Origin of the sequence: Streptomyces sp. 1331.2 (genome assembly GCF_900199205.1) — a bacterium.
GTDB lineage: Bacteria > Actinomycetota > Actinomycetes > Streptomycetales > Streptomycetaceae > Kitasatospora.
On sequence record NZ_OBMJ01000001.1, the window covers coordinates 7,387,116 to 7,413,487 of the forward strand.

General features: G+C 73.8%; 24 protein-coding genes and 1 pseudogene. 10 read left to right on the plus strand and 15 right to left on the minus strand.

Annotation, left to right across the window (positions count from 1 at the left end; translation table 11 throughout):
* Positions 1-7: 7 nt before the first annotated feature.
* On the plus strand, positions 8-742 hold the full coding sequence (locus CRP52_RS32010; protein ID WP_257032962.1) for a leucine-rich repeat domain-containing protein: 735 nt from the start codon (positions 8-10) through the stop codon (positions 740-742).
* 246 nt (positions 743-988) lie between these two features.
* The gene (gene thrS / locus CRP52_RS32015; RefSeq protein ID WP_097239581.1) at positions 989-2,323 is read left to right on the plus strand and encodes a threonine--tRNA ligase; all 1,335 of its coding nucleotides are present in this window, start codon (positions 989-991) and stop codon (positions 2,321-2,323) included.
* Positions 2,324-2,372: 49 nt separating this feature from the next.
* On the opposite strand, the gene CRP52_RS32020 is transcribed toward thrS, so the two are convergent.
* The gene (locus tag CRP52_RS32020) at positions 2,373-2,783 is read right to left on the minus strand and encodes a VOC family protein (RefSeq protein ID WP_097239582.1); all 411 of its coding nucleotides are present in this window, start codon (positions 2,781-2,783) and stop codon (positions 2,373-2,375) included.
* 82 nt (positions 2,784-2,865) lie between these two features.
* Here CRP52_RS32020 and CRP52_RS32025 point away from each other — a divergent pair, with 82 nt between their 5' ends.
* Positions 2,866-3,387, plus strand: coding sequence for a MarR family winged helix-turn-helix transcriptional regulator (locus tag CRP52_RS32025; RefSeq protein ID WP_179852996.1), 522 nt, complete (start codon positions 2,866-2,868; stop codon positions 3,385-3,387).
* 43 nt (positions 3,388-3,430) lie between these two features.
* Here CRP52_RS32025 and CRP52_RS32030 read toward each other — a convergent pair whose 3' ends face one another.
* On the minus strand, positions 3,431-4,090 hold the full coding sequence (locus tag CRP52_RS32030) for a C40 family peptidase (protein ID WP_218893144.1): 660 nt from the start codon (positions 4,088-4,090) through the stop codon (positions 3,431-3,433).
* A gap of 210 nt (positions 4,091-4,300) precedes the next feature.
* On the opposite strand from CRP52_RS32030, the gene CRP52_RS32035 reads away from it, so the two are divergent.
* Positions 4,301-4,705, plus strand: coding sequence for a RidA family protein (locus CRP52_RS32035; protein WP_097239583.1), 405 nt, complete (start codon positions 4,301-4,303; stop codon positions 4,703-4,705).
* Positions 4,706-4,790: 85 nt separating this feature from the next.
* Here CRP52_RS32035 and CRP52_RS32040 read toward each other — a convergent pair whose 3' ends face one another.
* On the minus strand, positions 4,791-5,279 hold the full coding sequence (locus CRP52_RS32040) for an SRPBCC family protein (RefSeq protein ID WP_097239584.1): 489 nt from the start codon (positions 5,277-5,279) through the stop codon (positions 4,791-4,793).
* Positions 5,276-5,725: an ArsR/SmtB family transcription factor gene (locus CRP52_RS32045; protein ID WP_097239585.1), complete on the minus strand. Its 450-nt coding sequence runs from the start codon at positions 5,723-5,725 to the stop codon at positions 5,276-5,278. Before CRP52_RS32045 ends, CRP52_RS32040 begins: the two co-directional genes overlap by 4 nt.
* Before the next feature lie 181 nt (positions 5,726-5,906).
* Here CRP52_RS32045 and CRP52_RS32050 point away from each other — a divergent pair, with 181 nt between their 5' ends.
* The 3 genes from CRP52_RS32050 to CRP52_RS32060 all read left to right on the plus strand — a co-directional run bounded on the left by CRP52_RS32050 (position 5,907) and on the right by CRP52_RS32060 (position 9,416).
* Entirely contained in the window at positions 5,907-7,337 is a 1,431-nt protein-coding gene (locus CRP52_RS32050) for a Fic family protein (protein WP_097239586.1), read from the plus strand.
* Between the two features lie 164 nt (positions 7,338-7,501).
* Positions 7,502-8,311 (plus strand): ScbR family autoregulator-binding transcription factor, encoded by an 810-nt coding sequence (locus CRP52_RS32055; RefSeq protein WP_257032963.1) that lies wholly within the window; start codon positions 7,502-7,504, stop codon positions 8,309-8,311.
* A 268-nt stretch (positions 8,312-8,579) separates the two neighbouring features.
* A complete protein-coding gene (locus CRP52_RS32060) occupies positions 8,580-9,416 on the plus strand; it encodes a putative protein N(5)-glutamine methyltransferase (RefSeq protein ID WP_097239588.1) in 837 nt (278 codons plus the stop codon).
* 92 nt (positions 9,417-9,508) lie between these two features.
* On the opposite strand, the gene CRP52_RS32065 is transcribed toward CRP52_RS32060, so the two are convergent.
* Positions 9,509-9,937, minus strand: a complete 429-nt coding sequence (locus CRP52_RS32065) for a PPOX class F420-dependent oxidoreductase (RefSeq protein WP_097239589.1) — start codon at positions 9,935-9,937, stop codon at positions 9,509-9,511.
* A gap of 123 nt (positions 9,938-10,060) precedes the next feature.
* Here CRP52_RS32065 and CRP52_RS32070 point away from each other — a divergent pair, with 123 nt between their 5' ends.
* Complete coding sequence (locus tag CRP52_RS32070) at positions 10,061-10,564, plus strand: DinB family protein (RefSeq protein WP_097239590.1); 504 nt, start codon at positions 10,061-10,063, stop codon at positions 10,562-10,564.
* 90 nt (positions 10,565-10,654) lie between these two features.
* On the opposite strand, the gene CRP52_RS32075 is transcribed toward CRP52_RS32070, so the two are convergent.
* The 3 genes from CRP52_RS32075 to CRP52_RS32085 all read right to left on the minus strand — a co-directional run bounded on the left by CRP52_RS32075 (position 10,655) and on the right by CRP52_RS32085 (position 17,061).
* Positions 10,655-12,061, minus strand: coding sequence for a pyridoxal phosphate-dependent decarboxylase family protein (locus CRP52_RS32075; protein ID WP_097239591.1), 1,407 nt, complete (start codon positions 12,059-12,061; stop codon positions 10,655-10,657).
* 204 nt (positions 12,062-12,265) lie between these two features.
* Positions 12,266-15,211, minus strand: a complete 2,946-nt coding sequence (locus CRP52_RS32080; protein ID WP_097239592.1) for a poly(A) polymerase — start codon at positions 15,209-15,211, stop codon at positions 12,266-12,268.
* Positions 15,211-17,061: an RNA ligase family protein gene (locus tag CRP52_RS32085; protein WP_097239593.1), complete on the minus strand. Its 1,851-nt coding sequence runs from the start codon at positions 17,059-17,061 to the stop codon at positions 15,211-15,213. The genes CRP52_RS32080 and CRP52_RS32085 overlap by 1 nt, the downstream gene beginning before the upstream one ends.
* A 129-nt stretch (positions 17,062-17,190) precedes the next feature.
* On the opposite strand from CRP52_RS32085, the pseudogene CRP52_RS32090 reads away from it, so the two are divergent.
* Positions 17,191-17,424: pseudogene (locus CRP52_RS32090) on the plus strand (helix-turn-helix domain-containing protein); the annotation flags it as partial.
* On the opposite strand, the gene CRP52_RS32095 reads toward CRP52_RS32090, so the two are convergent.
* Positions 17,355-17,825 (minus strand): MFS transporter, encoded by a 471-nt coding sequence (locus tag CRP52_RS32095; RefSeq protein WP_306458925.1) that lies wholly within the window; start codon positions 17,823-17,825, stop codon positions 17,355-17,357. The pseudogene CRP52_RS32090 and the gene CRP52_RS32095 sit on opposite strands and share 70 nt — an antisense overlap.
* Before the next feature lie 235 nt (positions 17,826-18,060).
* Between CRP52_RS32095 and CRP52_RS32100 the strand changes: the two genes are divergently transcribed.
* On the plus strand, positions 18,061-18,843 hold the full coding sequence (locus tag CRP52_RS32100; RefSeq protein WP_179852997.1) for a class I SAM-dependent methyltransferase: 783 nt from the start codon (positions 18,061-18,063) through the stop codon (positions 18,841-18,843).
* Between the two features lie 67 nt (positions 18,844-18,910).
* Here the strand turns inward: CRP52_RS32100 and CRP52_RS32105 are convergent, their stop codons facing one another.
* From CRP52_RS32105 to CRP52_RS32130, 6 genes are all read right to left on the minus strand, one after another.
* On the minus strand, positions 18,911-19,756 hold the full coding sequence (locus CRP52_RS32105; protein WP_097239595.1) for an amino acid ABC transporter ATP-binding protein: 846 nt from the start codon (positions 19,754-19,756) through the stop codon (positions 18,911-18,913).
* Entirely contained in the window at positions 19,749-20,582 is an 834-nt protein-coding gene (locus CRP52_RS32110) for an amino acid ABC transporter permease (RefSeq protein ID WP_097239596.1), read from the minus strand. The genes CRP52_RS32105 and CRP52_RS32110 overlap by 8 nt, the downstream gene beginning before the upstream one ends.
* Before the next feature lie 47 nt (positions 20,583-20,629).
* A complete protein-coding gene (locus CRP52_RS32115) occupies positions 20,630-21,520 on the minus strand; it encodes an ABC transporter substrate-binding protein (protein WP_097239597.1) in 891 nt (296 codons plus the stop codon).
* Between the two features lie 455 nt (positions 21,521-21,975).
* A complete protein-coding gene (locus CRP52_RS32120) occupies positions 21,976-22,917 on the minus strand; it encodes a DUF4436 family protein (RefSeq protein WP_097239598.1) in 942 nt (313 codons plus the stop codon).
* Between the two features lie 25 nt (positions 22,918-22,942).
* Positions 22,943-24,568, minus strand: a complete 1,626-nt coding sequence (locus CRP52_RS32125) for an alpha/beta fold hydrolase (RefSeq protein WP_257032964.1) — start codon at positions 24,566-24,568, stop codon at positions 22,943-22,945.
* Positions 24,565-25,926, minus strand: coding sequence for an alpha/beta hydrolase (locus CRP52_RS32130; protein WP_257032965.1), 1,362 nt, complete (start codon positions 25,924-25,926; stop codon positions 24,565-24,567). Before CRP52_RS32130 ends, CRP52_RS32125 begins: the two co-directional genes overlap by 4 nt.
* Between the last annotated feature and the right edge of the window lie 446 nt (positions 25,927-26,372).

A 26,372-nucleotide genomic window follows, 5' to 3' on the forward strand; every position in this document is an offset into this window, starting at 1 on the left:
CCGTACGGTGACGGACGACGTGGTGCTGAACCTCTGGCGGCAGCCGCTCGGGGAGGTGCCGGCCGAAGTGTGGGACCGCACCGACCTCACCGTGCTCATCCTCGCCGAGACCGGAATTTCCGAACTCTCCTCGGCCATCGGTCGGTTGACCGGGCTGCGGACCCTCGACCTCGGGCACAACCGGATCGCCGCGCTGCCCGCCGAGCTGGGAGACCTCACCGGGCTCGGCGACTTCCTCTACCTCCATGACAACGAGCTCACCGCCCTGCCCGACTCCCTCGGGCGGCTCACCGCGCTGCGCTACCTCAACGCGGGCGAGAACCGGCTCACCGAACTGCCCGCCGCCATCGGCGGGATGGCCTCACTGGTCGAACTCCGCGCGCAGCACAACCGGCTCGGCGCGCTGCCCGGAACGATCGGCGAGCTCGGCGCATTGCGCGAACTCTGGCTCCGGGGCAACGAGTTGACAGGTCTGCCGGACTCCGTGGCGCGGCTCGCCGAGCTGCGTGAGCTGGAGCTGAGGGAGAACGCCCTCGCCGAGGTCCCGGCGGTACTCGCCGGGCTGCCGCAGCTGCGCCGCCTCGACCTGCGCGGCAACCGGATCACCGAACTGCCGCACTGGCTGGCCGAACCGACCGCACTGCCCGCGCTGGAGAAGCTCGACCTGCGGTGGAACGAGGTGCGGCCCTCCGTGCGGCTGCTGGACGCGCTCGGTGCGCGCGGGTGCGTGGTGCTGCACTGAGCCGGCGGGCGGGGATCACCGGCAGAGGTCGCCGAAAGTCGCCGGAAGTCGCCGAAAAAAGATCAACAGGGCTGCCGTGGACCTGCTACCGTGGCACACATGAAGCGCGCTGCACTCGTCACGACGACGCCGGAGAGAGTCCCGGCGCGCTGACCGTTGAGCCAGTTCGAAGCCCCGGGGCGAGTGCCCCGGGGCTTCGCCGTTCCCGGACCCACTCGCCCGCGAATCCGAGTGGAGACCACACCGATGAACGAACACCTCCTGATCGACGGCCCGTTGAACGACGGTGCGCCGGCCGACGGCCCGCTGAACGACGACGCTCCGGCCGACGGCCGCGCGCACGAGCTCCCCGCCCATGACCACCGCAGGCTCGGCCGCGAACTCGACCTCTTCGACACCGATCCGCTGATGGGCTCCGGCCTGCCGTACTGGCTGCCCGGCGGCGCCGCGATCCGGCACACCCTGGAGGAGTTCATCCGCGGCGCCGAGCGCCGGGCCGGCTACCGTCACGTCTACTCCCCGGTGCTCGGCAAGCGAGAGCTGTACGAGATCTCCGGCCACTGGGCGCACTACCGCGACGACATGTACCCGCCCATGCAACTGGGCTCGGAGGAGATGGTGCTGCGGCCCAGCCTCTGTCCGCACCACGCGCTGATCTTCCGCTCCCGCTCCCACAGCTACCGTGAACTGCCACTGCGGATGGCAGAGTTGGGCGGCATGTACCGCTCCGAACTGTCCGGTGTGCTGGGCGGGCTGACCAGGGTCCGGGCGATCCAGCTGAACGACGCGCACGTGTTCTGCACCCCGGAGCAGGCCGCCGACGAGGCTGTCGCCGCACTGGAGTTGATCCGCGAGGCGCACCGGGCGCTCGGCGTCGTACCCGTCCGCTACCGGCTCTCGCTGCCCGGCGGGGGCGGCAAGTACGTGGCGGACCCGGCCCTTTGGGAGCGTGCCACCGCGCTGCTGACCGACGTGCTGGAGCGCTCCGGGGTGCCGTTCGAGGCCGCGGAGGGCGAGGCCGCGTTCTACGGGCCCAAGATCGACGTGCAGATCGCCGACGGCGCCGGGCGGGAGTTCACCCTCTCCACCGTGCAGATCGACCTCCACCAGCCCGAGCGGTTCAACCTGCACTACATCGGCCCGGACGGAGCCAAGCACCGCCCGGTGATGGTGCACCGCAGCGTGATCGGCAGCGTCGAGCGGGTGGTCGCCCACCTCATCGAGCTGCACGGCGGCGCGTTCCCGGCCTGGCTCGCGCCGGTCCAGGTCGCCCTGGTGCCGATCTCTGAGGCCGAGGTGCCACAGGCCGAACGGCTCCGGCAGCGCTGCCTCGACCTGGGGCTGCGTGCCGAGATCGCCGGGCCCGAGCACGGCACCCTCGGCGCCCGGATCCGGGAGGCCCGGCTGGTGCCCTACCAGGCGGTGATCGGTGCCAAGGAGGCCGTGGACGACCGGGTCGCGCTGCGGCTGCGGGACGGCCGGCGGCTGGAGCCGCTGGCGGCCGAGGAGGCGTGGGCGCGGATCGGCTCGCTGGTGGCGGCGTGCAGCGCCGAGCTGTGGGAGGACGGCGCCGAGGCCTGATCCGGCCCGCTGCAGTCCGCCGCTGACCGTCGGGCCTGGTGCCCGGCGGTCAGTAGGACTGCAGCTCGATCAGGTGGCCGTCGGGGTCGCGCAGATGGGCGCTGCGCAGGTTCGGCCCCCACTCCGGGCGGTCGGTCGCCGCGACGGCCAGGGTGCCGCCGTGGCGCAGGCAGAGGTCGAGGGCGGCGTCCACCTCGTCCACGCGGAAGACCAGCATCGCGGCGTCCTGCGCGGGTGCGGCGGGGAGGGCCGGCCGGTCCGTGGTGCCGAGGGTGGCGGCCATCGCGGCGCGGTCGTAGAGCACCAGGGCGGCCCGGTCGGCGACGTCCCAGTTGGCGTACGGGCCCTCGGGCGCGCCCTTGACCAGGGTGGCGCCGGTGAGCGGCGGGAGGACTGCGCAGTAGAAGGCGAAGCACTCGGCGAAGCGGGTGACGAGCAGGCGGGGGTACGGGGCGTCCACGGTCGAACTCCTGGGGTCGGTCGGCTTGGCCCGGAATTAGTGGGTCGAGACCCACTATAGGGAGAGTCCCTAGAATTCCGCCATGAGCTCCGAGACCCCGCCCGCCGAGACCCCGCCCGCCGAGACCCCGGCCCCCGATGCCCCGGCCCCGGTCGCCGATCTCCCACCGACCCTGCTGGACCTGAGCACCTATCTGCTCTCCCGGGTCGGCAAGGCGGCGCGCGGCCGGTTCGCCGAGCGGCTGGGCGAACGCGGCCTGCGGCTCCGGGACATGGCGGTGTTGGCCTCGCTCGTCGACTTCGGCCCGCAGGCCCAGCGGGACCTGGTGCGTCGGCTGGGCATCGACCCGAGCGACCTGGCCAAGGTCGTCGACCAGCTCGCCGCCGCCGGCCACGTGGACCGAGCCAGGGACCGGGCCGACCGGCGGCGGGTCTCGGTCTCGATCACCGACGCCGGTCGGGCGCTGCTCGCCGAACTCGACGCGCAGGCACGGGAGGTGCAGGACCAGGTGCTGGCGCCGCTCGACGAGGGGGAGCGGCGGGTGCTGCAGTCACTGCTGCTGCGGCTCCACCAGGGGCTGGGGGAGCGGCGCAGCGGGCTGTGAGCCCCGGGGGCTCAGCTCCTCGGCTGCCCAGCGGCCCGGGCACTCAGGAGATGGGTTGCCCGGGACGCCGGGCGCCCGCGAACTCACCTGCCCAGCGCGGGATTTCGAGCACGTTCTCGACGCGGGCCACCAGTGTCCCGGTGCGCTCGGCGTGGATCATCGCGCCGTCGCCGACGTGGATCCCGACGTGGTGCAGCGGCGCGTCGGGGCGGGAGAAGAACAGCAGGTCGCCCGGGGCGAGCGCATCGCGCGCCACCGGGGCGCTGCGGTTGAACTGGGCGACGGTGTAGTGACCCAGCTCGACGGTGCCTTGGCTGGCCCGGTACCAGCAGTAGAGCGACAGGCCGCTGCAGTCGAAGCCGACCGTCTTCTCGCCCAGGCACACGCCGTTGAGGTAGCCGTTCTCCTCGTCGCAGAACCCGAGGCTCGCGCCGAGGCGGTCACCGCCGCCCCAGGCGTAGGGCACGCCGAGCTGGGCCTCCGCGACGGCGGCGACCCGCAGGCCGAGGGCGTCGGTCGGTGACGCGGTCCTGGCGGGCGTCGCGGCGGGTGTCGCGTGTGCCGCCGGGGCGAGTGCCGGGACCAGCCCGGCCCCGAGCGCGAGGCCGAGCATGCGGCGCCGTCCGACGCCGAGGTCCTGACAGCGGTCCTGCTCCTGGCCATGGCCATGGTCGTGGTCACGGGCGGTCGGTCGTGCTTCCATGAGGCGGCTCCCGGGCGGCGGTCGAGACGGAGGCATGCGGACGGGCACCAGGGTTCCGTCCCGGCCGGGCGGTGCGCCATCACCCGCAACGGTGAATCGTGGGCGCACGGGCCCTGGAACGGCGGGAAGTTCGCGGGTAAATCGTTTGACGGTTGTTCAGGCGGGGCCAACGATGGGCGCGAACGTTCGGTCTGGCCATCGGAGGACCTCATGAGCAGCGCCGTCAAGCTGATCCGCAGCACACGGCTGACCCCGGCCGTCGACTACGCCTACGGGGCGGTGGTCGACGCCCCGGCCCGCTCGCTCTGGCTGGCCGGGGCCTGCCCGCTCGACGAGGACGGCGGGACGGTCGCCGTCGGCGACTACGAGGGGCAGGCCCATCAGGTCATGCGCAACCTGATAACGGTGCTGGAGGAGGCGGGCGCCGGGCTCACCGACATCGCCCGCACCACGGTGTACGTGGCCTCCAGCGACCAGGCGGACCTGGTGAAGGTGTGGGACGTCTACCGCGCGTACATGGCGGAGCACGACGCGCCCAGCACCCTGCTCGGGGTCTCCGTCCTCGGGTACTCGGACCAGCTGGTGGAGGTGGAGGCGGTGGCCGTGCTGCCCTGAGCCGTCTCGGCGCCCCGGCCCGTGCTGAACCGCCGGGCCCGCGCTGACCCCCGGGCCTGCCGGGGGCGGTGGGTGACCGGGTGCGTCAGGAGCCCGCGAGCAGGGCGTCCAGCTTGCGGTAGCCCTCGACCACCCCGTGCTCCATCCCGCTGGCCAGGATGGCGTCCCGGGCCGCCAGGCTGTCGACCACCGACAGCACGGTGACGCGGGTACGTCCTTCTCCGGCCGGCTCGAAGATCGCGGTGTCCAGCGAGACGCCGTCCGGCACGCCCTCGAAGGTGAAGGTCTGGACGAGCCGGGTGGTCGGCCGGACTTCGTGGAAGGAACCGTAGAAGGCGGCGACCTCCTGCCCCTCGCGGTGCATCGAGTAGCGGTAGCGCCCGCCGGTGCGGGCCTCCCAGGTGTCGATCTTCATGTCGAGGTCCTGCGGCCCGAGCCACTGGGCGACCAGCTCGGGCTCGATCCAGGCCCGGAACACCCGCTCCTGCGGGGCGTCGAACTCGCGGACGATCCGGATGGTGGGCAGCTGCGGGTCCGCCTCGATCCGGGTCTCACGGCCGGTGGTGGACGTCATGACGGGACTCCTTCGTTGTGCTCGTGTTCGCCTTCGGTGCGTTCGGTTCGGTCGCTGTCCATGTCGCTGCCGGACTCGACCTCGGACTCGACCTCGGATACGGTCTCGGACTCGACCTCGGCCTCGGCGAGGTCCGCGAGGAGGGCGTCCAGGCGGCTGAACCGCTCCTCGGCCTGCCGCCGGTACCGCTCGATCCAGTTCGTCATCAAGTCGAACACCTGCGGTTCCAGGTGGCACGGCCGGCGCTGCCCGTCCCGGCTGCGGCTCACCAGCCCGGCCTCCTCCAGCACCTTCAGGTGCTTGGACACGGCCTGCATGGACATCGCATAGGACTCCGCCAGCTCACCGACGGTCGCGTCCCGGACCGACAGCCGGGCCACGATGTCCCGGCGGGTCGGATCCGCCAGGGCCACGAAAGCCCGGGACAGCTGGTCGACAGCCACCATGCACCCCTGTTCATCCTCAACCGATTGGTTGAGGACAACGCTACGCCGCCCCGCCTGCATGTTCAACCGTTCGGTTGAGGAAGTCCGGTCGCGCGACTCTGCTGCTCCCCCCTCGACCCCGCCCCCGCCCCCTGGCGAAATGGTGTGAACCGGCGCCAAGGCGGTGTGGCAGGCTTGGCCGGTGATTCTGGAACTGGCCCCCCACAAGCTGAGCTGGGACGAAGTGGACCCGGCCCGTCACCCGTTCGACGGCGGGTCGGTCGAGCAGGTGGTGCACGGACTCGGACCGGCTCTGCGGGTGCCCTGCGGGGCCGGCGTGCCGGAGGACAGCTCCGCGGACATCTCCGCGCGGCTCGCCTGGAGCCGGAACGTCGCCCGGCCCTGGGCCGACGCCATGTCGTACGCGCTCGCGGAGCACTACGGCCGCTGGATCGTCGGGTGGCGCTGGGCGGTTGGCGAAGGGGACTTCGACGGCGGGCCGGTTGCGAGCTGGTGCTGCCCGACACACTCGGTCTCGACCCCCGAGGAGACCCTGGAGCGGGTCGTCGCGGCGGTCCGCGAGTGGCGCCAGTGGCTGGAGAGCCTGGCCGAACTCTTCGACGCGCACCCCCTGGACCCGGCTGTCCTCGCGGATCAGCGGATCCTGTGGCAGCACGCCGCCCGGGACCTGATCCGGCACGTCGCGGACCGCACGGGAGGCGGCAGCGGCTGGTACGGGCACTGTCGCCAGGTGCTCACCTGGTTCCTCGACCGCTGGGGCGTCGCCTCCGACGTCGCTGACGAGTTGGCCGGGCAGGCGACCGACGGGCGGTTCAGCAGCTGGACCAGCCCCGACACCGTCGTGGTCGAGGACGTCGCGGAGCGGCTTGCCGCCTCCCTGCAGCCGTCCCACCTTGACGGCGACCGGCCCGCCGCCGACCTGCCGGACCACCTGGAGCGCTGGCTCGCCGTGCGCGCGGCCGTCGCCTGGCCGGAGCCTTCGGCCGACGCCGGGGGCGGGCCGGTGATCCCGACGCGCGACGGCGCCGCCGAGTCCGTCGAGGCCTTCGACCGGGCCGTCGACGCCGCCCGCGCAGACGGCCTGCTCGCGGCCCTCGCCCGGCTCCGCGCGGACGCCGCGCGCGGAGCGGTGCTCGACGTCGAACTGCTCCGCGGCTGGCAGCAGCACGTCCTGGGCACCCCGCAGCCGCCGCCGTTCCGCACCTTGCCCGCCTTCGCCAAGGGCGGCCGGGAGCGGTACGGCATCGCCCCCGACACCCGGGCCCGCCTCGACGCCTGCCTCGCCGAGAGCGCGGCCGGGGATGCCGGCGGCGCTCTCGGCGAGGCAGGCGGACGGCCGCTCCCGCTGATCGCCCGCGCCGCGCGTGCCTACCTCGACGTCTGCTTCTTCCACCCCTTCGACGACGGCAACGCCCGTGCCGCCTTTCTGACCCTGGTCTTCGTCCTCGCCCGCGAGGGCGTCGCCCTCGGCGACGTCAGCCTCCTGCGCAGCGTCAGCTTCCAGGCCGACGAAGCGGAGGACCCGGCGATCCTCGCCCGGTACGTCGACACCCACCTTCGGGAGACCCGCCGCAACGCCGCCACGGCGAAGGCTCAGGTCTGCTCGGAGTAGATATGAAACCGATCGTTCGGTTTCTTTGAGGGGAAAGTTCCCGGCGTGATGGGCAGCGGATAGGGAGTGACCAGGCGATTCGCCGATCTCGCCTTGTCGCTTGCGGGCGCGGCGCAGCTAAGATACGGGGTGTTTGGTTTGGTTTTCCCGGGGCTCAGGGTGGGGTGGTTGCGGTGGTACGGCAGGAGCGGGCGATCCGGACACGGCGGCTGATCCTGGAGGCGGCGGCCACGGTCTTCGACGAGTTCGGGTACGAGGGGGCGACCATCGGTGAGGTGGTCTCCCGGGCCGGTGTGACGCGGGGTGCGGTCTACTTCCACTTCGCGTCCAAGCGGGAGCTTGCGCAGGGCGTGGTGGAGGAGCAGTTCGCCCAGGACGGAGTCCCCGAACGGAACTGCAAGCTCCAGGAGTTCGTGGACACCGGGATGGTCGTCGCGCACCTGATGCCTCGTGACCCGCTGCTGAGCGCGGGCGCCCGGCTGTCGCTCGGGCAGGACGTCTCCGGTGACCTCGGCGGCGGCGCGATCCCGGGATGGATCAGCCGGATGGAGACGCTGCTCGTCGCGGCCGGCGAACGCGGGGAACTGCTGCCGCACGTGGTCCCGGCGGACACCGCGTGGCTGATCATCGCGGCGTGGACGGGAGTTCAGATCCAGTCCCAGAAGCTCTGCGGCCGGGCGGACCTGGAGCTGCGGGTGTCCGGTCTGTTCCAGCACCTGATGCCGAGCATCGCGGTGCCGGGCGTGCTCGGTTCGCTGCAGATGGGTCCGACGCGTGGCGCCCAGGTGGCCGCGGAGGTCGCGGCGACCCGGGCGGCGGAGCCGTCCGGCCGGGAGGACGGCGAGGAGGACGGCGGGGAGCACGGTGAGGCGCCGGTCGCGGAGTCGGGGGAGCCGCAGGCCGAGGGGCAGTCGACGTCGGACGCGGAACCGGGGTCGGGGAGGCGGTCGCGGGCGCGGGTCGGCGTGGGCTGATCGGGCCGCCAAGGCGTTGATGGGATTGTCTGATCATCCCCGCCCGGCGGTGCGGTAGGGTGGCCGGAGCCGATGATGACCGCGACTTGAGGGAGGTGAGACCCGTGAACGGAATGTCCGAGCGGGCGCTCCCGGAGCGCGGCCGTGCGGGCGCCCCACGCGCGTAGCGTGGGTGGCGCGCCGACGCGGTGTCGGCCCTTGCGGGAGCCCTGACGGAGTCGTTCCTCCTCCTTCGTCCGTCTCCTCCCGTCTTTCCTGAGGGGTTCTCTTGCCGGTCTTCTCCTCCGCCGCCCTCCGCTCCACCGTGATCTCCCGCCTGCGCGCCGCCGGTTGCGTGTTCGCCGAGGACGAGGCGCGGATCCTGCTCACCGCCGCCTCCACGCCCGCCGAACTGGCCGCCATGGTCCGTGCCCGCGGCGCCGGCCATCCGCTCGAACACGTCGTCGGCTGGGCCGAGTTCGCCGGTCTGCGGATCGCCGTCGACCCCGGGGTCTTCGTCCCGCGCCGACGCAGCGAGTTCCTGGCCGCCGCCGCGACCGCGCTGACCGGCCCGCCGACCCTGCGACTGCGGGGCCTGCCGGACGGGCCCGGCGGGCCCGGCACGGTGGTGCTCGACCTGTGCTGCGGCAGCGGCGCCCTGGGCGCCGCCGTGGCGGCCGGGGCCGCGCACCCGATCGAACTGCACGCCGCCGACATCGACCCGGGCGCGGTCCGCTGCGCCCGCCGCAACCTGGCCGGGACCGGGGCGCGGGTGTACCAGGGCGACCTGTTCGCCGCCCTGCCCGCCGCACTGCGCGGGCGGGTGGACGTGCTGATCGCCAACGTCCCGTACGTCCCGACCGGCGACCTCGCCCTGCTGCCGCCCGAGGCGCGGCTGCACGAGGCCAGGCCCGCCCTGGACGGCGGTGCGGACGGCCTGGACGTGCTGCGCCGGGTGGTCGCCGAGGCGCCGCAGTGGCTCGCGCCGGGCGGGTCACTGTTGTTCGAGACCAGCGAGCGGCAGGCGCCGACGGCCCTGGCGGTCACCCGGGCGGCCGGGCTGGCGGCGGTGGAGGGCCGGCATGAGGACCTGGACGCCACGGTGGTCACCGCAACGCTGCGCTGAACCGCGCCCGCCGCCCCGGCCCCGCCGGCTCGGGCCCCGCCGCTCGGGCTCCCGCCTCGGCCGCCTCTCGGGAGGCCCGAAGTGATCGGAGCTCAGATGCGGGTGCCGTACACGTGGTCGACCGGGATGGTGAGGAGCACCCGGCGGTCGGAGACCATCGCCTCGCGGTACTCCGCCCAGTCGGGGTGCTCCCCGGCCGCGCGGCGGTAGTAGTCGACCAGCGCCTCGACCTCCGGGCCGTCCGGGTCGCTGCCCGGTCCGGTCAGGGTGGCGACGCCCTCGGCGGTGACCCAGGACCGTCCGTCCGGCGAGGTCACCTCCAGGCTGACCCGGGGGTCGCGGCGCAGGTTGGCCGTCTTGGCCAGGCCGTCCCTGGTGGAGACCAGGATGCTGTTCGTCTCGCGGTCGTAGAACGGCAGGACGGGGGAGAGTTGGGGCCGGCCGTTCGCCTTGATGGTGGCGAGGATGCCCAGGCGGCTCTGCGCGAGCAGCGCGTACGGGTCGAAAGATGTGGCGGTCATGGGAGCATCATCGGCCTTCACACCGGTGTGAAGGTCAAGGCGCGGCAGGTGTGTTGCGCGGAGGGCCGCCCACGACCGGCCGTCCTGGGCGGCGATGTCAGTGGTGGCTGGTACGGTCCGCGCATGAGCAAACGAGTGCCCTTCACGGGTGAGGAGAAGGAAAGCCTCCAGGCGGCGCTGGACCGGCACCGCGATGCGGTGCTGTGGAAGCTGGAGGGCCTGGACGACGAGCAGCTGCGCCGGCCGATGACGCCGTCGGGGACGAACCTGCTGGGGCTGGTGAAGCACCTCGGCGGTGCCGAACTCGGATGGTTCCGGGGGACGTTCGGGCGGGAGATGGGGCCGCTCCCGTTCGACATCGAGGCCGACGACTCGTCCGACATGCGGGTGGAACCGCACGAGTCGACGGCCGACGTCCTCGCGTTCTACGCCCGGGCACGGGCCGGGGCCGACGAGGTGATCCGGGAGCTCGCCCTGGACGACCTCGGGACGTCCTGGTCGGGCAACACCGTCTCGCTGCGCTGGGTGCTGATCCACATGACCACGGAGACCGCCCGGCACGCCGGACACCTGGACATCCTGCGGGAGTTGATCGACGGCGCGACGGGGGACCACGACCGGAGCTGACACGGAGCTTTCTCGGAACTGACCGGGTCGCCTCGTCAGGTGAGGGCGTGGCCCTGACCGGCGGTCAGGCCGCTCGGACCGGTCAGAGAGTCAGGCGGTCAGCTTCCGGACGGCCTGTGCCAGCGCCTCCGAAGCCCGCCGGACATCCGCCTCGGTGGTGCGCCAGTTGCTGAACGCCGCGCGCAGCGCGGGCCGACCGGCGTAGCGGGTGGGAGTGACGAAGGCCTCCTCGGCGAGCTCGGCGGCGAGCGCGGCAAGGAGCTCCGGCGTCGGGTCCGTCTCCAGGGTGAAGCAGACCACGTTCAGCCGGACCGGGGCGAGCAGGCACAGACCGTCGATCCGCTCGACCGCCGCGCCGAACGCCCGAGCGCCCGCCACACAGCGCTCCACGATCTCCCGGTGGCCGGAGCGGCCGTACGCGCGCAGCGTGAACCAGGCGGCGAGGGCGCGCAGCCGGTGGGAGTTCTCCGGGGTGAGGTGGACCAGGTCGGGGCGCTCGCTCAGCGGGCCTAGGTAGGCGGCGGCGTTCTGGAAGACCCGGGCCTGCAGGTCGGGGCGGCGGGTGAACTGCACGGCGCTGTCGTAGGGCACGTTGAGCCACTTGTGCAGGTCGATGCAGACCGAGTCGGCGAGGTCCAGGCCGGCCACCAGCTCCGCGTGCTCCGGCGTCAGCGCGGCGAAGGCCCCGAACGCGGCGTCCACGTGCAGCCAGAACCCGTACCGCTCGCGCAGACCGGCGAGGGCGCGCAGGTCGTCGAAGTCCACGGTGTTGACGGTGCCCGCGTTGGCCACCACGATGCACGGCCCGTCCGCCGCGGCCAGCTCCCGCTCCAGGGCCGCCACGTCCACCGCCTCCCGGCCGCCGGGCAGGACGGGCACCGCCCGCAGCGCCGTTCGGCCCAGGCCCAGTACCGACAGCGCCTTGGAGACGCTGGAGTGCGCGCTGCCCGACAGCACCCGGACCCGGCCCAGCGCGGCCGCCCCGTCTTCGGCGACGTCCACGCCGAGCAGCTCGCCCAGCCACTCGCGGGCGATCGCCAGCCCGACCGTGGTCGACATCGTCGCGCCGCTCACGAAGGTCCCGTGGTGCGCCTCCGACAGCCCGAACAGCTCGCGCAGCCAGCCGACCGTCTCGCGCTCCAGGTGCTGACCGGTCGGGTCCAGCGAGGAGTTGGAGTTCTGGTCGAAGGTGGCGGTCAGCCAGTCACCCGCCAGCGCCGCCGGAGTCGCACCGCCGGTCACGAACCCGAAGTACCGCGGCCCGGCACTCGCCGACAGCCGGGGCTCCCACCGCTCGCCGAACTCCGCCAACGCCGCCCGCAGGCCGCCGCCCGCCTCCTCGAACGCCGTTGGCCCGAGGGCTCTGCCACGGGGCGGGGCCGCCTGCGGGACGACGCGGCGCTCGTCGAGGCCGTCGAGGAAGGCGAGGGCCTGCTGCCGGGTCTCCTCCAGGAGTTCGGGCAACCGAGCGAGATCGGCGGCGAGTTCGGGGTGCATGCGGGTTCTCCGTTGATCGACTTCGCCCGAGACTAACCTGCGTCGGGCCCGCTGTCCCGGGCCAATCTGCTGCGATTGGCCTGGTGGCGAGGTGGAATCAGGCGTGGTCGGCGAACGGGAAGGGGGCTTCCGGGAGGTGTCGGTGCCGGTCGCCGTGGCGAAATCTGCCCGCGGATGTCCAGGAGTCCGGGGTGGAGCGGGAGTTCAGCGGGTGAGGGTCGGGACCGCGCCTCCGTCGAGGTGTTGGACGTGGACGCCGGGTAGGTGGCGCGACCAGGCGGTGGCGATCGGGGCGAGTCGGTCTGCGGTGAGTGGTGCGGGGCCGAGGCCGATGGGGAAGTGGGTGCGGCCGTCGGGCGTCCGGTAGGGGTGGGGCCAGGCGTGCAGGTGGGTGCCGCCGGCCTCCTCCAGGGCGGCCAGCAGGGCGCGGAGGCGGCCGCGGACCAGGCCGACGGACTCCTCCTGGGCGGCGACCACGGCCCAGGAGGCGTGGCGGCGGTGGAGCGGGGGAGGGGCGAGCAGGGCGGGCCAGGGGTCGGCGCTCTCCGTGGCGAGCTCCCAGGCGCGGTAGAGCTCCTCGGCGAGCAGGTCGCGGGTGTCGGCGCCGACCTGGGTGGTGCAGCTGCGGACGGGGAAGGAGGGAGTGAGGACGGCGAGCGAATCCTGGTGATCGACCACCGGATGATCGAGCACCGGGTCACCTGTGAGGGAGATCGGTTGGCGCCAGTCCCAGTCCGCCCAGGTCTCGGTGAACTGCCGGAACAGGTCGCCGCCGGTGTCACCGCCGCCCGTGTCCTCGGCGTCCAGGACCGTCCGTGCGGCCAGCACCGACCAGGCGAGCGAGGGGAGTTGGCCGAACGGGGCGGAGTCCAGGCCGCGCGCCCGGGCCCAGGATTTGACCTGGCGGGCCAGCCGGACGAAGCGGTCGTGCCGGTCGCCGAGTGCCGCCAGGATCGCCTCGGCGTCCGTGACCGCGCTCAGCGCAATGGCCTGCGCTTCGCCCAACTCGCCACGGTGGGCGACGGCTTGGGCCGGGTCGAGCGAGCCGGTGAAGACGACCACGAGGTCGACGGAGAGGCCGTCCGCCTCCAACCGCAGCCCCGGTACTCGGGCGCCGCGCACCTCCCGCAACTGCCGGGCGTCCGGCAGGGCGGCTGCCACCCGGGCGCGGACGCCGGGCAGGTCGCCCGGGCCGGGCAGAGCCGCGACCAAGTCCAGGTCGGCGCCCTCCAGTTGGCAGCCGAGCCGCCGCGAGCCGACGACCCGGACCGAGCCGTCCGGCAGCGCCGAGGCGATCCGCTCGGCCAAGTCTGCAGCAGCAGCCGTGCGTTGACCGGGCTCGGGTCGAGTCGAGACGGTGGACTCCTCGGGTACCTGGCGCACCTCGCCGCTCCCCAATGCGATCACCGCGCGCGGCCGCATCGGCTCGGAGCCCCGGCGGGAGAGCACCACCAGCTCGCCCACCCGGGCCGAGAGCCCGGTGAGCCGGGCCGCACAGTCGGCGGCCACCCGCTGCGGGTCGGTGCTGCGCCCCAGGGTCAGGTGCGGGGTGAAGCCCTCCGCGCGGCCACGGCAGCGGGGGAAGCGGGGTTCCAGCGCGTGCCGCAGCGCCGCCCAGGGCTCGGCGGAGGCGGCGGCCGGGTCCAGCCAGACGGTGGCGTCCTCGCGGTGGCCGAAGGTGTGCACGCCGTCCAGCCGCGCGGTGAACGGGGACACCTCGGCGGCGGCCACGCCCAGCAGCGGCAGCGCGCGGTCGAACTCGGCCTCCGGGACGAAGCCGAACAGCAGGTTGACGTGCGGCGGCCAGCGGTGCAGCTGCGGGTCGTGCGCGGCGCGCAGCCGCTGGATCGGCGGCCACAGCTCCTCGGGCGGCAGCCAGGCGACGGCGGTGCGGGCGGTGGGCGCGGCGTCGAGGAGGTCCGGCGTTTCACCGGAGGCCGAGGCCGAGGCCGCGCTCGCTCCGCCGAGGGCGAGGTCCACCGCCACGCCGTAGTGGTCGGAGGGGTGCAGCCCGTCGGCGGTCGGCCGGTCGCCGAGCAGTACGGCGGCGGTGGCCCGGAGGCCTTCGCTCCCGAGGCCGTCGCTGTCGCTGCCGGTGGCGTCGGCGCGGTACAGGACGCGGTCGATGCGGCCCGGGCGGCCGGTGAGCGAGGAGACCGCGGCGAGCGGGTTGGCCGTCGGATCGAAGGTGGGGGTGTCGTCGGACGGGCCGTGCACCTGCGTCCAGGTGTCCCGCAGGCCGAGCGCGGCGGCCGGACCGGCGGGTCCGGAGCGGGCGTCGTTGAAGTCGCCGAGCAGCAGGAGCTCGCCCTCGACGCCGGCCAATCCCTCGGCCAGCCGGGCGAGTTCGGCCGAACGGCGGGCCGGGCCGTCCGTCGAGTGGTCGCTGCTGAGGTGGACGGCGGCAACGGTCAGCGGCGCCCCGGCGGCCTGGACGGTGATCGCGGTGACGGCTTTGTGCGGGCCCAGCGCGTGCCGCCCGGCCTCCAGCACCGGCAGCCGGCTGAGCAGCAGCAGGCCGTGCTCGTCGACGTCCCGCCCGAGCGGATCGGTGCCGAGCGTGTACCCGGCGCGGACCCAGGGCGCGTCCAGCAGCAGGGCGACCAGGCCCGGCTCGACCTCCTGCAGGGCGATCACGTCGGCGTCGGCGGCCGCCAGGGCGGCGAGGAGCAGCGGGCGGCGACGGGCGGTGGCGATCCGGTCGGCGTCGTAGCGGTCCCACAGGGTGTTCCAGGTGACCACGCGCAGGTTCACCGCCGCCTCGGCCGCGCCCGGTACGGTTCGGGCCCCGGCGGCGTCACCGGCAGCACCGGCATCCCCGGCGTCGACAGCCCGCCAGCCGCCGTCCGGGCGCCAGGCGTGCGGGGCCGTCGCCGTGAAGAAGGGCGAGCGCAGGCGGCGCGGACGGGTGCGGCGCCCGGCCTCGGTGGTGTCGAGCAGGTCCACGCCCGAGTCGCGGTCCCAGACCACGACGCCGTCGGCCTCGACCCACCGCACCCGGTGCCAGGGGATGTCGCCGGAGGCGGCGAAGGCCTCCAGCGGGACGCGCTCGTGGCGGTCGTCGCGCTGGCGCACGCCCAGGGTGAACCGGGTCGGGTCGAAGCGGGCGTCCCACCGGATGCGCTGGCAGATCTGTTCGATGGGACGCATCAGTCCTCCTCGGCGTCGAGCGTGCCCGCCGTGTCTTCCACGGTGCCACCGGCGCCGACGTACCAGGTGCGGTGCGCCTGGCCGGGATAGGGCGGGCTGAAGCGGTGCAGCTGCGCGCGGAGCACGTCGGCCGGCACCGGGTGCGGCCGTACGACGTTGCGGCGCAGCAGTTCGTCCTCGTCGACGACCAGCACCACCTGGGTGATCAGGGCGTCGCGGCGCTGGGCGACGGCGTGGACCTGGGAGCGCTGTTGGCGGTTGAGCGAGGTGGCGTCCCAGACGACGACGGGCCGGCCGGTCCCGCCCGAGCCGGTGCCGCCCGAGCCGGTGCCGCCATATCCGGTGCCGCCAACCCCGCTCCCGTCCGGCCCGCTTCCGCCCGCCCCGGCGAGGGCGGCGTCCAGCCGGGCCAGGCCCTCGCGCAGCACCACGGCGTTGTCGCGCTGGTCGGCGCGCGAGCCCCGCGCGGCGCGGAGGTCGTCCAGGCTGATCCGGGCGCCCACACCGCCGAGCCCGGCTGCGAAGGTGCTCTTGCCGCTGCCGGAGGGGCCGCTCAGGTGGACCAGCCGGGGGAAGCGGCCGTCCCGCAGACGCCAGGTGGCCGCGACCGCCTCCTCGGCGGTGGAGGTCCGGCCGAGCGCGTACGCCTCGCGGGCCTGCGCCCAGCAGCGGTCGGCGGCGTCCCGGTCGAGGTCTGCCAGCACCTCGCGCAGGCCGGAGCGGAGCCGGGCGAGCGGGGCCTGCGGTGAGTCGTCGAGCAGCCCGGCGTCCTCGGCGTGCAGCGCGGACCAGGCGACCTGCTCGCGCTCCGCCCGCCCGGGGGCGGTCGCGGCGGCGACGGCGTGCAGCACCCCGAGGTCGGCGGCGCAGGAGAGCCGGACCAGCCCGGCGCGGCGGTCCTCGTCCGGGTACGGCTGGTGCAGGCCGGGATGCAGCCCGACCAAGTCGGCGACCCGGCGGGCCAGCGGCAGGCCGAGCGGCCCGGCCAGCCGCGCGGCCAGCGACGGTCGGCGTTCGGTGCGCAGGGCCGTGGCGAGCACCCCGGCCAGCCGGGCGTCCCCACCGCGGCCGAGCTCGTCCAGCCGGGCCGCCACCTCGGCCACCTCCTCCACCAGGGCCTCCGCCGACTCCGTGGGCGGGCAGCTGAGTTCGGGCAGACCCAAAGCGGCTGCCAGGGCGGGGAGTTCGGGTAGTGCGCCGGACCGTACGGACCAGAGTGCGGCGTTCGGGCCGAGCTCGTTCTCGACCACGGCGGCGTGCATCCAGTGCGTGTCGGTGCGCACGTGCTGCGGGCGGACCCACTTGGCGACCCGCTCGCCGAACTCGGCCCGGGGGAAGCCCCGGACGGTCCGGACGACGTACCCCTCCTGCCGGTCCAGGTCCAGGTCCGACCGCAGGGCGCGCAGGGCCCGTTCGTCGTAGCGGCCGCGCCACAGCACCCGCGGCGCCGGGACGCCGAGGCGGCGCAGGAAGCGGACGGTGTCGTCCCAGTCCAGGCAGTGGTCCCGGTCCGTCCACACCGAGAAGCCGTAGAACCAGCTCTCCAGATCGGTGTACGGGATCGAGTGCCGGGCGAACAGGTTCTCGCCGCAGATCCGCCAACCGTCCGGGATCCGCCCGCCGATCCGGCCCTGCAGACCCTTCACCCAGGCGCGGGACGGGTGGTGGGCCGAGTCCAGCGAGCGGGCGTGCAGCCCGTCGCGGTAGAGGGTGGTGTTCTCGCCGTCGAGCTTCTCGGTGACGACGACCTCGGTACCGGCCAGCGCGGTGAGGTCCCCGGTCCGTACGTCGTCCGCCGCCGCACCCGGTGACCAGGGCAGATGCGGAGTCCGGGGGTAGTGCACGCGCATGTCCGGCTCCCGTGAACGTCAGTGATCCGGCGGACACTGTAGGAGCGTCCGCGCAGGCCGGGCCACCGAATAACCTCCCGGGCCGTCCTGCCGCCCCACACCCCCGGACGCGCGGCGATACTGAGGTACATGGCCGAATCGATCATGGCCCCGAACAGCCTCGGCGACTACCTGCGGGCCCGGCGGGCGCTGGTGTCGCCCGCCGAGGCGGGCCTGCCCGCGACCGGGCGCCGACGGGTGCCGGGGCTGCGCCGGGAGGAGGTCGCCGAACTGGTCGGACTCAGCATCGACTACTACGTGCGCCTGGAACAGGGCCGCGCCGACCGCCCGTCCGGCGAGGTGCTCGACGCACTCACGGCCGCACCCGGGGCGAGCACCGCAGCCGCCCCGCAGCCCTGGACGGCCCGGGCCGCGTCGACCAGCACCATCGACGGCGCGAGCGCGACCAGCAGCGACATCGCCCCGACCAGGGCGATCCCGGCCAGCAGCATTCGCCGCCGCCCGTACCGGTCGGCCAGGCTGCCGGTCGCGAGCGGCAGCGCGGCGAAGCCGATGTTGAAGGCGTTGAGCATCCACTGCGCGCTGCCGACCGAGGAGCCCAGATCGGCCGCCATGACGGGCAGGGCCACGGCAGCCCCGGTCACCGAGAAGGGCAGCATCAGCGCGGAGGAGGCGACGGCGATGACGGTGGGGCGGAAGCGCTGCCCGTCGCCGGCCGGGGGCGCGGGGGAGGCGGACGTACGGTCCGGGGAGGTGGTGGTCATGCCGTAGATCGTTCGCGAGCGCCGAGGCCACAGGAAGGGAACGCCGTTCCCTGGGAATCGCAGTCCCACCCTCCGCGCGCCGCATGCCACCCGCCCGCCGCGCCACCTTCCGCGCCGCTCGCCCCGCCGAACGCGCCCACCGGGCGACACGCGGGCAGGAACGTCCCTGCGCCCGTACCGTCCGCCGACACGGTGCAATGTGCCCGCCCGACACGTCGTCAGAGGGAGGCCACCGGTGCAGACGAGGACGAGGGACGCGGACCCGGTCCGCGTACTGGACGTGACGAGCGCCGACTACCGCCGGGCGTTCGAACTCTTCCTCGCCGGGACGGACGAAAAGCCCGTCACCCACGCCCGGTTGAGCGAACTCGTCGCCGCCCTGCCGCGCCGCCGGGTCCTGCTGGACCTCGGTGCCGGCGACGGCCGCACCACCGCCCACCTGGCCCGTTCCTTCGACCGTACGGTGGCGGTCGAGCCCAGCGCGGCGATGCGCGAGAAGCTCGCCACCACCTGCCCAGAGGCCCTGGTCCTCCCGGACCGGCTCGACCGGGTCCGGCCGCCCGAGCCGGCCGACCTCGTCCACCTCTCCCACGTGCTCTACTACGTCCCCGAACCGGAGTGGCCGGCCACCGCCACCCGCGCCCTGGACTGGACGGCGCCCGGCGGTACCCTCCTGGTCGTCCTGCAGAACCCCGAGAGCCCCTGCATGCGGATGGCCGCCCACTTCACCGGCGTCCGCTACGACCTGGCCCCCCTCGCCGAGCGCCTGCGCGAGTGCCACCCGGCCCACGACTACGCCCTCGAAACCCTCGACCTCCACTACCGCACACCCCACCTCGCCGAGGCGGTGGACGTCGCCGAGTTCATGGTCAACGTCGCCGACCTCGCCGCCCTCGACCCCCGCCCCACCCGCGCCGCCCTGACCGCCTACGTCCGGCAGCACTTCACCCGCCCCGACGGCGGCTACGCCATCGGTCACACCCAGGACATGCTGATCGTCCGCCGTTCCCCGTCCTGATCCGCCGTTCCCCGTCCTGATCCGCCGCTCCCCGTCCTGAGCGGCGGGGACCCGGTCAGGGCACATCTCAGAGCACGTCCGACAGGAACTGCCGCAGCCGCGGGCTCCGCGGTGCGTCGAAGACCGCCTCGGGCGGGCCGGACTCGACCACCACTCCGCCGTCCATGAAGGCGACGGCGTCGGACACCGAGCGGGCGAAGCCCATCTCGTGGGTGACCACCACCATGGTCATGCCCTCGCGCCCGAGGTCGGCCAGCAAGGACAGCACGCCCTTGACGAGTTCCGGGTCCAAGGCGGAGGTCACCTCGTCGAAGAGCATCACCCGGGGCTCCATGACCAGGGCGCGGGCGATCGCCACCCGCTGCTGCTGTCCGCCGGACAGCCGCGCGGGGCGCACCTCGGCCTTGTGTCGCAGTCCGACGAGGTCGAGCCGGCGGCGCGCGGTCTCGGTCGCCTCCTCACGGGAGAGCCCCCGGAGCTTGCGGAGCGGAAGCGTGAGGTTGCGCAGGACGCTCAGGTGCGGGAAGAGGTTGAACTGCTGGAAGACCATGCCCACCTGTCGGCGCAGCAGGTCGGGGTCGCGGTGCAGGACGCTCTCGCCGTCCAGCAGGACGTCGCCGCGGTCGGGCTCCAGCAGCCGGTTGACCGTCCGCAGCAGCGTGGACTTGCCGGAGCCGGACGGGCCGATGACGGAGAGCGTGTGCCCCTTGGGGACGTCGAGGTCCACGCCGCGCAGGATCGGGGTGCCGCCGAGGGACAGGTGGAGGTCACGAGTGGCCAGGCTGACCGGCGAGAAGGTCCTCCCGGTCCCGGTCCCGGTCCCGGTCTCGGTCCCGGTCCCGGTCTCGGTGCTGGTGCCGGTTCCGGTGCGGGGGCCGGTCGGCGCGCTGTCGGTGGGTCGCGGGTCAGACACGCGCCGCTCCTTCGGGTGCGGGGGAGGAACCGGGCACCGACGGTGCCTCGGGGGCGGACGTCCCGGCGGTCCGTTCGCCGTCCCCGCGCCGCTCGTTCCGCAGTCGGCGCCCGTTCCTGAGTTGCCGTCCGTTCCTGAGCCGTCGGTCGATCACGTTGACCAGGTGCGTCAGCGGCACGGTGAGGAGGAGGTAGAACAGCCCGGCGAGCACCAGCGCGGACTCGTTGCCGGTGGTGGCGGCGGAGTCCTGGCCGATCCGGAAGAGGTCGCGCTGATCGGCTGTCAGGCCGAGGAAGTAGATCAGGCTGGAGTCCTTGATCAGGGCGATGAGCTGGTTCACCCAGGCCGGCAGCACCCGTCGGACGCCGAGCGGAATGATGATCAGCCGCAGCGCCGCGGCGTGCGAGAAGCCGAGCGCGCGGGCCGCCTCGAACTGGCCGGCCTCCACGCTCTGTATCCCGGAGCGGAAGATCTCGCCGAAGTAGGCGGCGGCGATCAGGGAGAGCGCGAGGACTCCCAGTGGGTAGGGGTCCGGGCCCCAGATCTGCATCCCCTGCGGGGCCAGCCCGACACCGATCAGCAGGATGGTGACCGCGGCCGGAAGACCGCGGAACACGTCGGTGTAGACCCGGGCCGGCCAGCGCAGCCAGCGCGTCCGGGCGATGCCGGCCACGGCCAGCAGCAGTCCCAGCACCGTGCCGATGACTGCCGAAGTCACCGCGAGGATCAGCGTGTTGGGCACGCCGGTGGTGAGCAGGTCGGAGATCGCGGAGCGCATCGATCCCCAGTCGAAGAACGTCTCCGCCAGCGTGCCCAGCTGGTCCACGTCGGCCTCCTTGTCGTCCGGGTCGTGTCGGTGGGTGGGGGAGTGGGTCAGGGCGTCGCGGAGGCGGTGGCCGGTGCGGCGCCCGTGGCCGGGGCCGCCGCCTGAACCGGCGGGAATGCGGTCGTGCCGCTGCCGGGCTTGAAGCCGTCCGGCACCGGCCGGCCCGGGTAGTACTGCTCCTGGAGGCGGGTCCACGTGCCGTCCGCGATCACCTCCTCAAGTGCCTTGTTCAGCGCGGCGAGCAGCTGCGGGCGGTCCTTGGCGACGGCGAAGGCGGTCGGTGCGGGGCTGAGCTGCTTCTGCGCGAGGACCACCTTGCCGCCGCTGTCCTGTGCGCTCTTCTCGCCGATCTCCGCGGGCGAGATCCAGGCCTCGGCCGTCCCGGCCTTGAGCTGGTTCAGCGCGCCGTTGTAGTCGGGCACCCGCACCGGGTTGAGGTTGTTCTTGGTGGCGTAGTCGTCCTGGACGGTTCCCTGGACGACCACGACGCGCTTGCCGGCGAGCTGGTCGAAGGCGGTGATCGGCGAGCCGGCGGGGACGTCGAGCCCGAAGTACCCGAAGTCGTACCCGTTGGTGAAGTCCACCGTCTTCTTGCGGGCCTCGGTCACGGTGATGGACGAACTGCCCACGTCGAACTTGTGGTTGGCGACCTGCGACAGCAGGGAGGAGAAGTCCGTCGAGGCGAACTCCACCTTGAGGCCGGTCTTGGCGGCGACGGCGGTGAACAGGTCGTTGTCGAAGCCGGTGAACTTGCCGTCCTTGAGGTACACGTTCGGCGGTGCATCCGAGAGGGTGCCGACGCGAATCGTCCCCGGCACCGACAACTGGTACGGATTGTCGGAGGACTTGGCCGCCGAGGAGGTCCCGCCGCAGGCGGTGAGCGAGGCGAGGGAGGCGAGAGCAGCGAGTGCGGTGACGAGAATCCGGCGCGGACGCATGGAGGCTCCAGACTTGGTGATGGTGAAGGGAAGCACGCCGACCGGCCGGGCCCCGGACACCCGGGAACGGGGCGGGGCGGGGGCGGCGGGCAGCAGCGCACAGCCGCACGGATCGGTGCGGATGCGGAAGGCGACAAACAGAATGCGAACCGAACGCGAAACAGAACGCGAAACAGAACGCGAACCGAACGCGAAACAGAACGCGAAACCGAACAGGGAACGAGAGAAAGACGCGGACGCCCGGCGTCAGAGCCGGAAGAGGGCGTGCGTCAGCAGCTGGGGCGACAGCTCATCGCCGTCACACGGCGCAGGTCAACGTGCCTGCGCGAAACGAGGTAACCAGCCATGCGGGCACTATGCGGGGTGATCGTCGGCGGAGTCAAATCGCTCACGACTCGAACACCGACCGCCGGCCCGGGCAAGCGGCAGTCCGCCCGGCCGGCCCCGCACCCGTCTCAGGGCCCGCCCGGCTCGCCCTGCTCCCCCGGCCCGCCCGGCTCCGCCCGCGCGGCCCGCGCCGCCTCCGCACCGCGCTTCCGACGCTCGACGCGGGTGCCGGTGATCACGGCGGCGGTCAGGCTGGTCGCGATGATCGCCTCGGCCCAGAAGAACGCGACGTAGTCGATCAGCGAGCCGATCGGCGGTCCGCCCGGCGCGGCGTTCCGCATGCCGATCAGCGCGAACATCGTCGCCGCCATCCAGCCGAGGGCGGGCCACACCATTCCCAGGCGGCCGCGGTACAGCACCTCCGCGCCGCCCATGACGGCCAGCGCGAGTGCCCACATCGCGGCGATCATGAACCAGGCCAGGATCAGCGTGCTGCGCGCCCGGGTGGCCCGCGCGTTCAGGACCACGGTCCCGGTGGTCGGGCCGTCGGCGGCGGGGTGTTCGGCGGTGGGGTGGACGGCGAAGAACGGGTCCGCGTCACCGAAGACGAGGCCGACGGGCACGGCGCCGGTGGCGTCCGAGGCCGAGAAGCCGACGGTGAACCGGTAGCGGTCGAAGGGGTAATCGGTCTCGGTGCCGCCGTAGAGTCCGGCCTGCACGAGTTGAGGTGCCGTCACCTCCCCGGGCGCCGTGCGCAGGACGGTCCTGGTGATCGCCCCGACCGTGATCTCCACCTGGCGGGTGAAGGCGGACGAGCCGGGGCCCTGGGCCAGGCCGCCGTGCGGAACGGCCACCACGAAGAGCGTCAGCTGAGCGCCCCCGGGGTCGAAGTCCTGGGACGCTACGTTCAGTTCGACCCAGTCGGGGGCGCTCGGCACCGCGAGCGCCCGGATCTGCTGCCGGGTTTCGCGCTCGTCGAGGTAGAGCGTGATGCCCGTCCCGCAGGCGAGGGCGAGCAGCACGACGGCGAGGACGAAGCGGTGGCCGCGCAGCCTGGCGAGGGCGTTCACCGGAAGGCCGGTCCGCCGGTCGCGCTTACGGCGCGATCTCGAACGCGGGCGGCTTGAGACCCGCGAGGCAACCGGTGTCCGGGGCGGTCGGAGCGTCGAAGAAGGACCGCGTGATCGACTGCGCGCACGGCGAGTCGGCGAAGACCACGTGAGCGACGTAGGGGACCGTCACCTCCGTGGACCGGCTGAGCGTCCGGGCGGCGTACGGCCCGCTGCTCGGTGCGGTCTGGGCGTCGAACCCGCCGGACAGCACGAGGGTCGGGATGTCGCTGTCGGTCACGTCCCGGACCGAGTCCGGCGCCGCGGGAACGTCCCAGGCCCGGCAGTCCTTGTGGAGGAAGGCGAGCAGCGGGGCGTTGGCCACCACCGACCGGGGGAAGGACGGGAACGCGCGGTGCCCGGCCCGGATCACCTCGGCCTGGCTCTCGAAGGGCGTCCACTCGCTGCAGAAGACGCCGTAGGCGAGCCCGTGGGAGGTTCGCCCGACGGCCTGCGGGCTGAGCTTGCCGCCCGCCCACTGTTCGGCGACCCGCTTCGGGTTGCCGTGCGCCAACTCGTCGATGGAGCGGGGTACTCCGGCCGCCAGGTGGGTGGCGGAGACCAGCCAGTTCACCAGGGCCCCGCCGTCCAGCACGACCTTCACCGGCTCGGGGTGGCCCGGGACGGTGACGGTGGTGCTGACCGGTTCGGCCTCCAGCTCCCGGACGAGGCGTGTGAAGGTGCCCTTCAGGTCCGGGTAGCGGTCGTCGCAGGCGGTCTGCTCCGCGCAGGCGTCGAACAGGCCGTCGAAGCCCTCGCGGGCGGCCTTCCAACCGACGGCCCCGCCCGCCAGGGACGGCGGCAGGACGCCGTCGATGCCGACCGAGCGGATGCCCTTCGGGTGCAGCCGCATGTAGAGCAGGGCCAGGTCGGTGCCGTAGGAGATGCCGAACACGTTCCACTGCTCGATGCCCAGGGCCACCCGCAGGTCCGCGTAGTCGGCGGCGCTCTCGGTGCCGTTGTACGCCCCGAGGTCGGCCCCGCGGCCCTCCAGCGCGTCGCGGCAGTCCCGGGTCGCCTCGACGTGCAGGCGCCCGGTGGACCGCGCGTCGTAGGCGAGGTCGAGGGCGCGGGCGTTGAACTCGTCGATGTTCGGGCAGGTGAGCGGCGGGTCGGCGGAGTAGGTCCCGCGCTGGGACATGAAGATCACGTCCCGGTCGTGGTTCAGGTGGCCGTTGAGGGCCAGTTGGATCTCGGAGACCGCGTCGTCGCCGGGCCCGCCGGCCAGCCAGACGATCGGGTCGTCGGCCGTCCGGTGCGTGGCCGGCACGATCGCGACCCCGAGGGCGAGCTTCCGCCCCTCGGGGTGGTCCCGGTCCTCGGGCACGGTGAGCTTCCCGCAGCGGGCCCCCTGCAGCCCGGGGGCCGGGTCGGCGGTACGCGGGCAGGGGCCCGGCTCGTAGCGGGCGTGACCCACCGTCCGGGCGACCGTGCCGAGGGCTGAGCCGAGGGCCGTGCCGAGGGGTTCCCCGGTGCCGGACCCGGCCCGGGCGGGCACCGCGGCGGGGCCGACGGCGAGGCCGGTGACGAGGACGCCGGCGGTGGCCCCGGCCAGTGCGGTCAGGAGCCGTCGCGCGGTGCGTCGGCGCCGGGGCGGGCGGATGGACATCATGCGGACTCCGGTTCAGGGGTGATGGTGAACGGTTTGGGGGCGAGTCCGGCTGCGCAGGCGGTGTCCGGCGCGGTCGGATCCGCCAGGAAGGAGGCCAGGACGCGCTGCGCGCAGGGGGATTGGGGAACCACCCAGTGGCCGATGCCGGGGATCCGCACGGTGGTGGAGCGGGACAGCGTCCGGGCCGCGTACGGTCCCCAGGCCGCCCCGGACTTGGCGTCGAAGGTTCCGGAGAGGACCAGCGTCGGCACGTCGCTGACGGTGGCCACCCGCTGGACGTCGGTGCGGTCCGCGACGTCCCAGGCCCGGCACACCCGGTCCTCGAAGGGCAGCTGCGGCGCCTGGGCCAGCACCCGGTCCGGCCACCCGGGGAAGGCCTCTCGGCCCGCCTCCAGCAGGTCGCGCCGCGTGTACCCCGGCACCCACTCGCTGCAGGCCACCGACTGCGTCAGGCCGTGGGCGGTCTCGCCGACGGCGGTCCGCGCGCCCGCGGCCTGGGCCCGCGCGAAGCGTTCCGGATTCCCCCGGGCGAGTTCGTCGAGCGCCGCGGGGACGTCGACGGCCTTGACCGCATTGGCGACCAGCAGGTTCACCAGGGCGCCCCCGTCGAGGACGACCTCCACCGGGTCCCCTCCCGACGGCGGTTGCGCCGTCAGCCGCAGGGGGTGCGCCTCCAGCCGCCTCGTCTGCTCCGTCAGCGTCTCCGGGAGGTCCGGGAAACGGCGCCCGCAGACGGGCTGGGCGGCACACGCCGCGAGGACCGCCCCGATCCCCTCCCGGGCGCTGTCCCACGTCCACGGCAGGCTCACGATGTCCGGCGGTACGACCGAGTCGATCGCCACCGAGCGGATCCCCTCGGGGTGCAGGCGCAGGTAGGTGAGGGCCAGTTCGGTCCCGTACGAGTACCCGTAGACGTTCCAGCGCTCGATGCCCAGCGCCCTGCGCAGATCGGCGAAGTCCGCGGCGTTCTCGGTCGTGTTGTAGGCGTCCAGGTCGGTCCCGTCGGCCGCCAGACGGTCCCGGCACTCCTTCGCCGCACGCACCAGCCGCCGCCCGGTCGACGGCGCGTCGTAGCGCAGCCCGACGGCCTCCGCCGTGAACCGGTCGATCTCCGGGCAGAGGAGGGCCGGCTGGGAGTGGAGCGTGCCGCGCTGGGCCATGACGATCAGGTCGCGGTCGTGGTTCACGCCGGAAGCGACCAGGAACGGGATGCTCCCGAACGCGTCGCCGCCGGGGCCCCCTTCCATGAACACCACCGGATCCCCGGCCGGCTTCCCCGAGGTCGCCGGGACGATCGCGACGGCCAGCCGGACGGTCCGTCCGCCGCGGTCGGCGCGGCTCTCCGGCACCTCCAGCATCCCGCAGCGCCCGGGGACCGGCTCGGAGGTCCGCGGGCAGGGCCCGGGCACGAACCGCGCCGGCGTCCCCGACCGGGGAGCACGGACGGGCGGCGACACCGCACCGGCCGGCGTCGGGCCGGCCCCCGCCACCCCCAGGACGGTCAGACCGGCCGCGGCGAGCGCCACCCCGGTGCGTGCTATTCGTCCTGACCTGCCGTTCCCGCCTGACCCGCAGACCGACGGTCGGTACCTCGGACGGTCGCCTTGTCTCATCATCCGCTCTCGTCTCGCTCACGCCCCCGGAACGGGCGGCGCCGCGTGCCCCCGGCCGCCGCTGCACGGCTCGTGCGGGGATTGCCCTGCCCAGCCTGGGCGCACCGGGCGCGCTCCACCACCCGTGAGCTCCACTCGGAGCAGCGACCGCTCCGCCCCCGCCGGCGCCACGTTGATCGGTTGTCTACCAG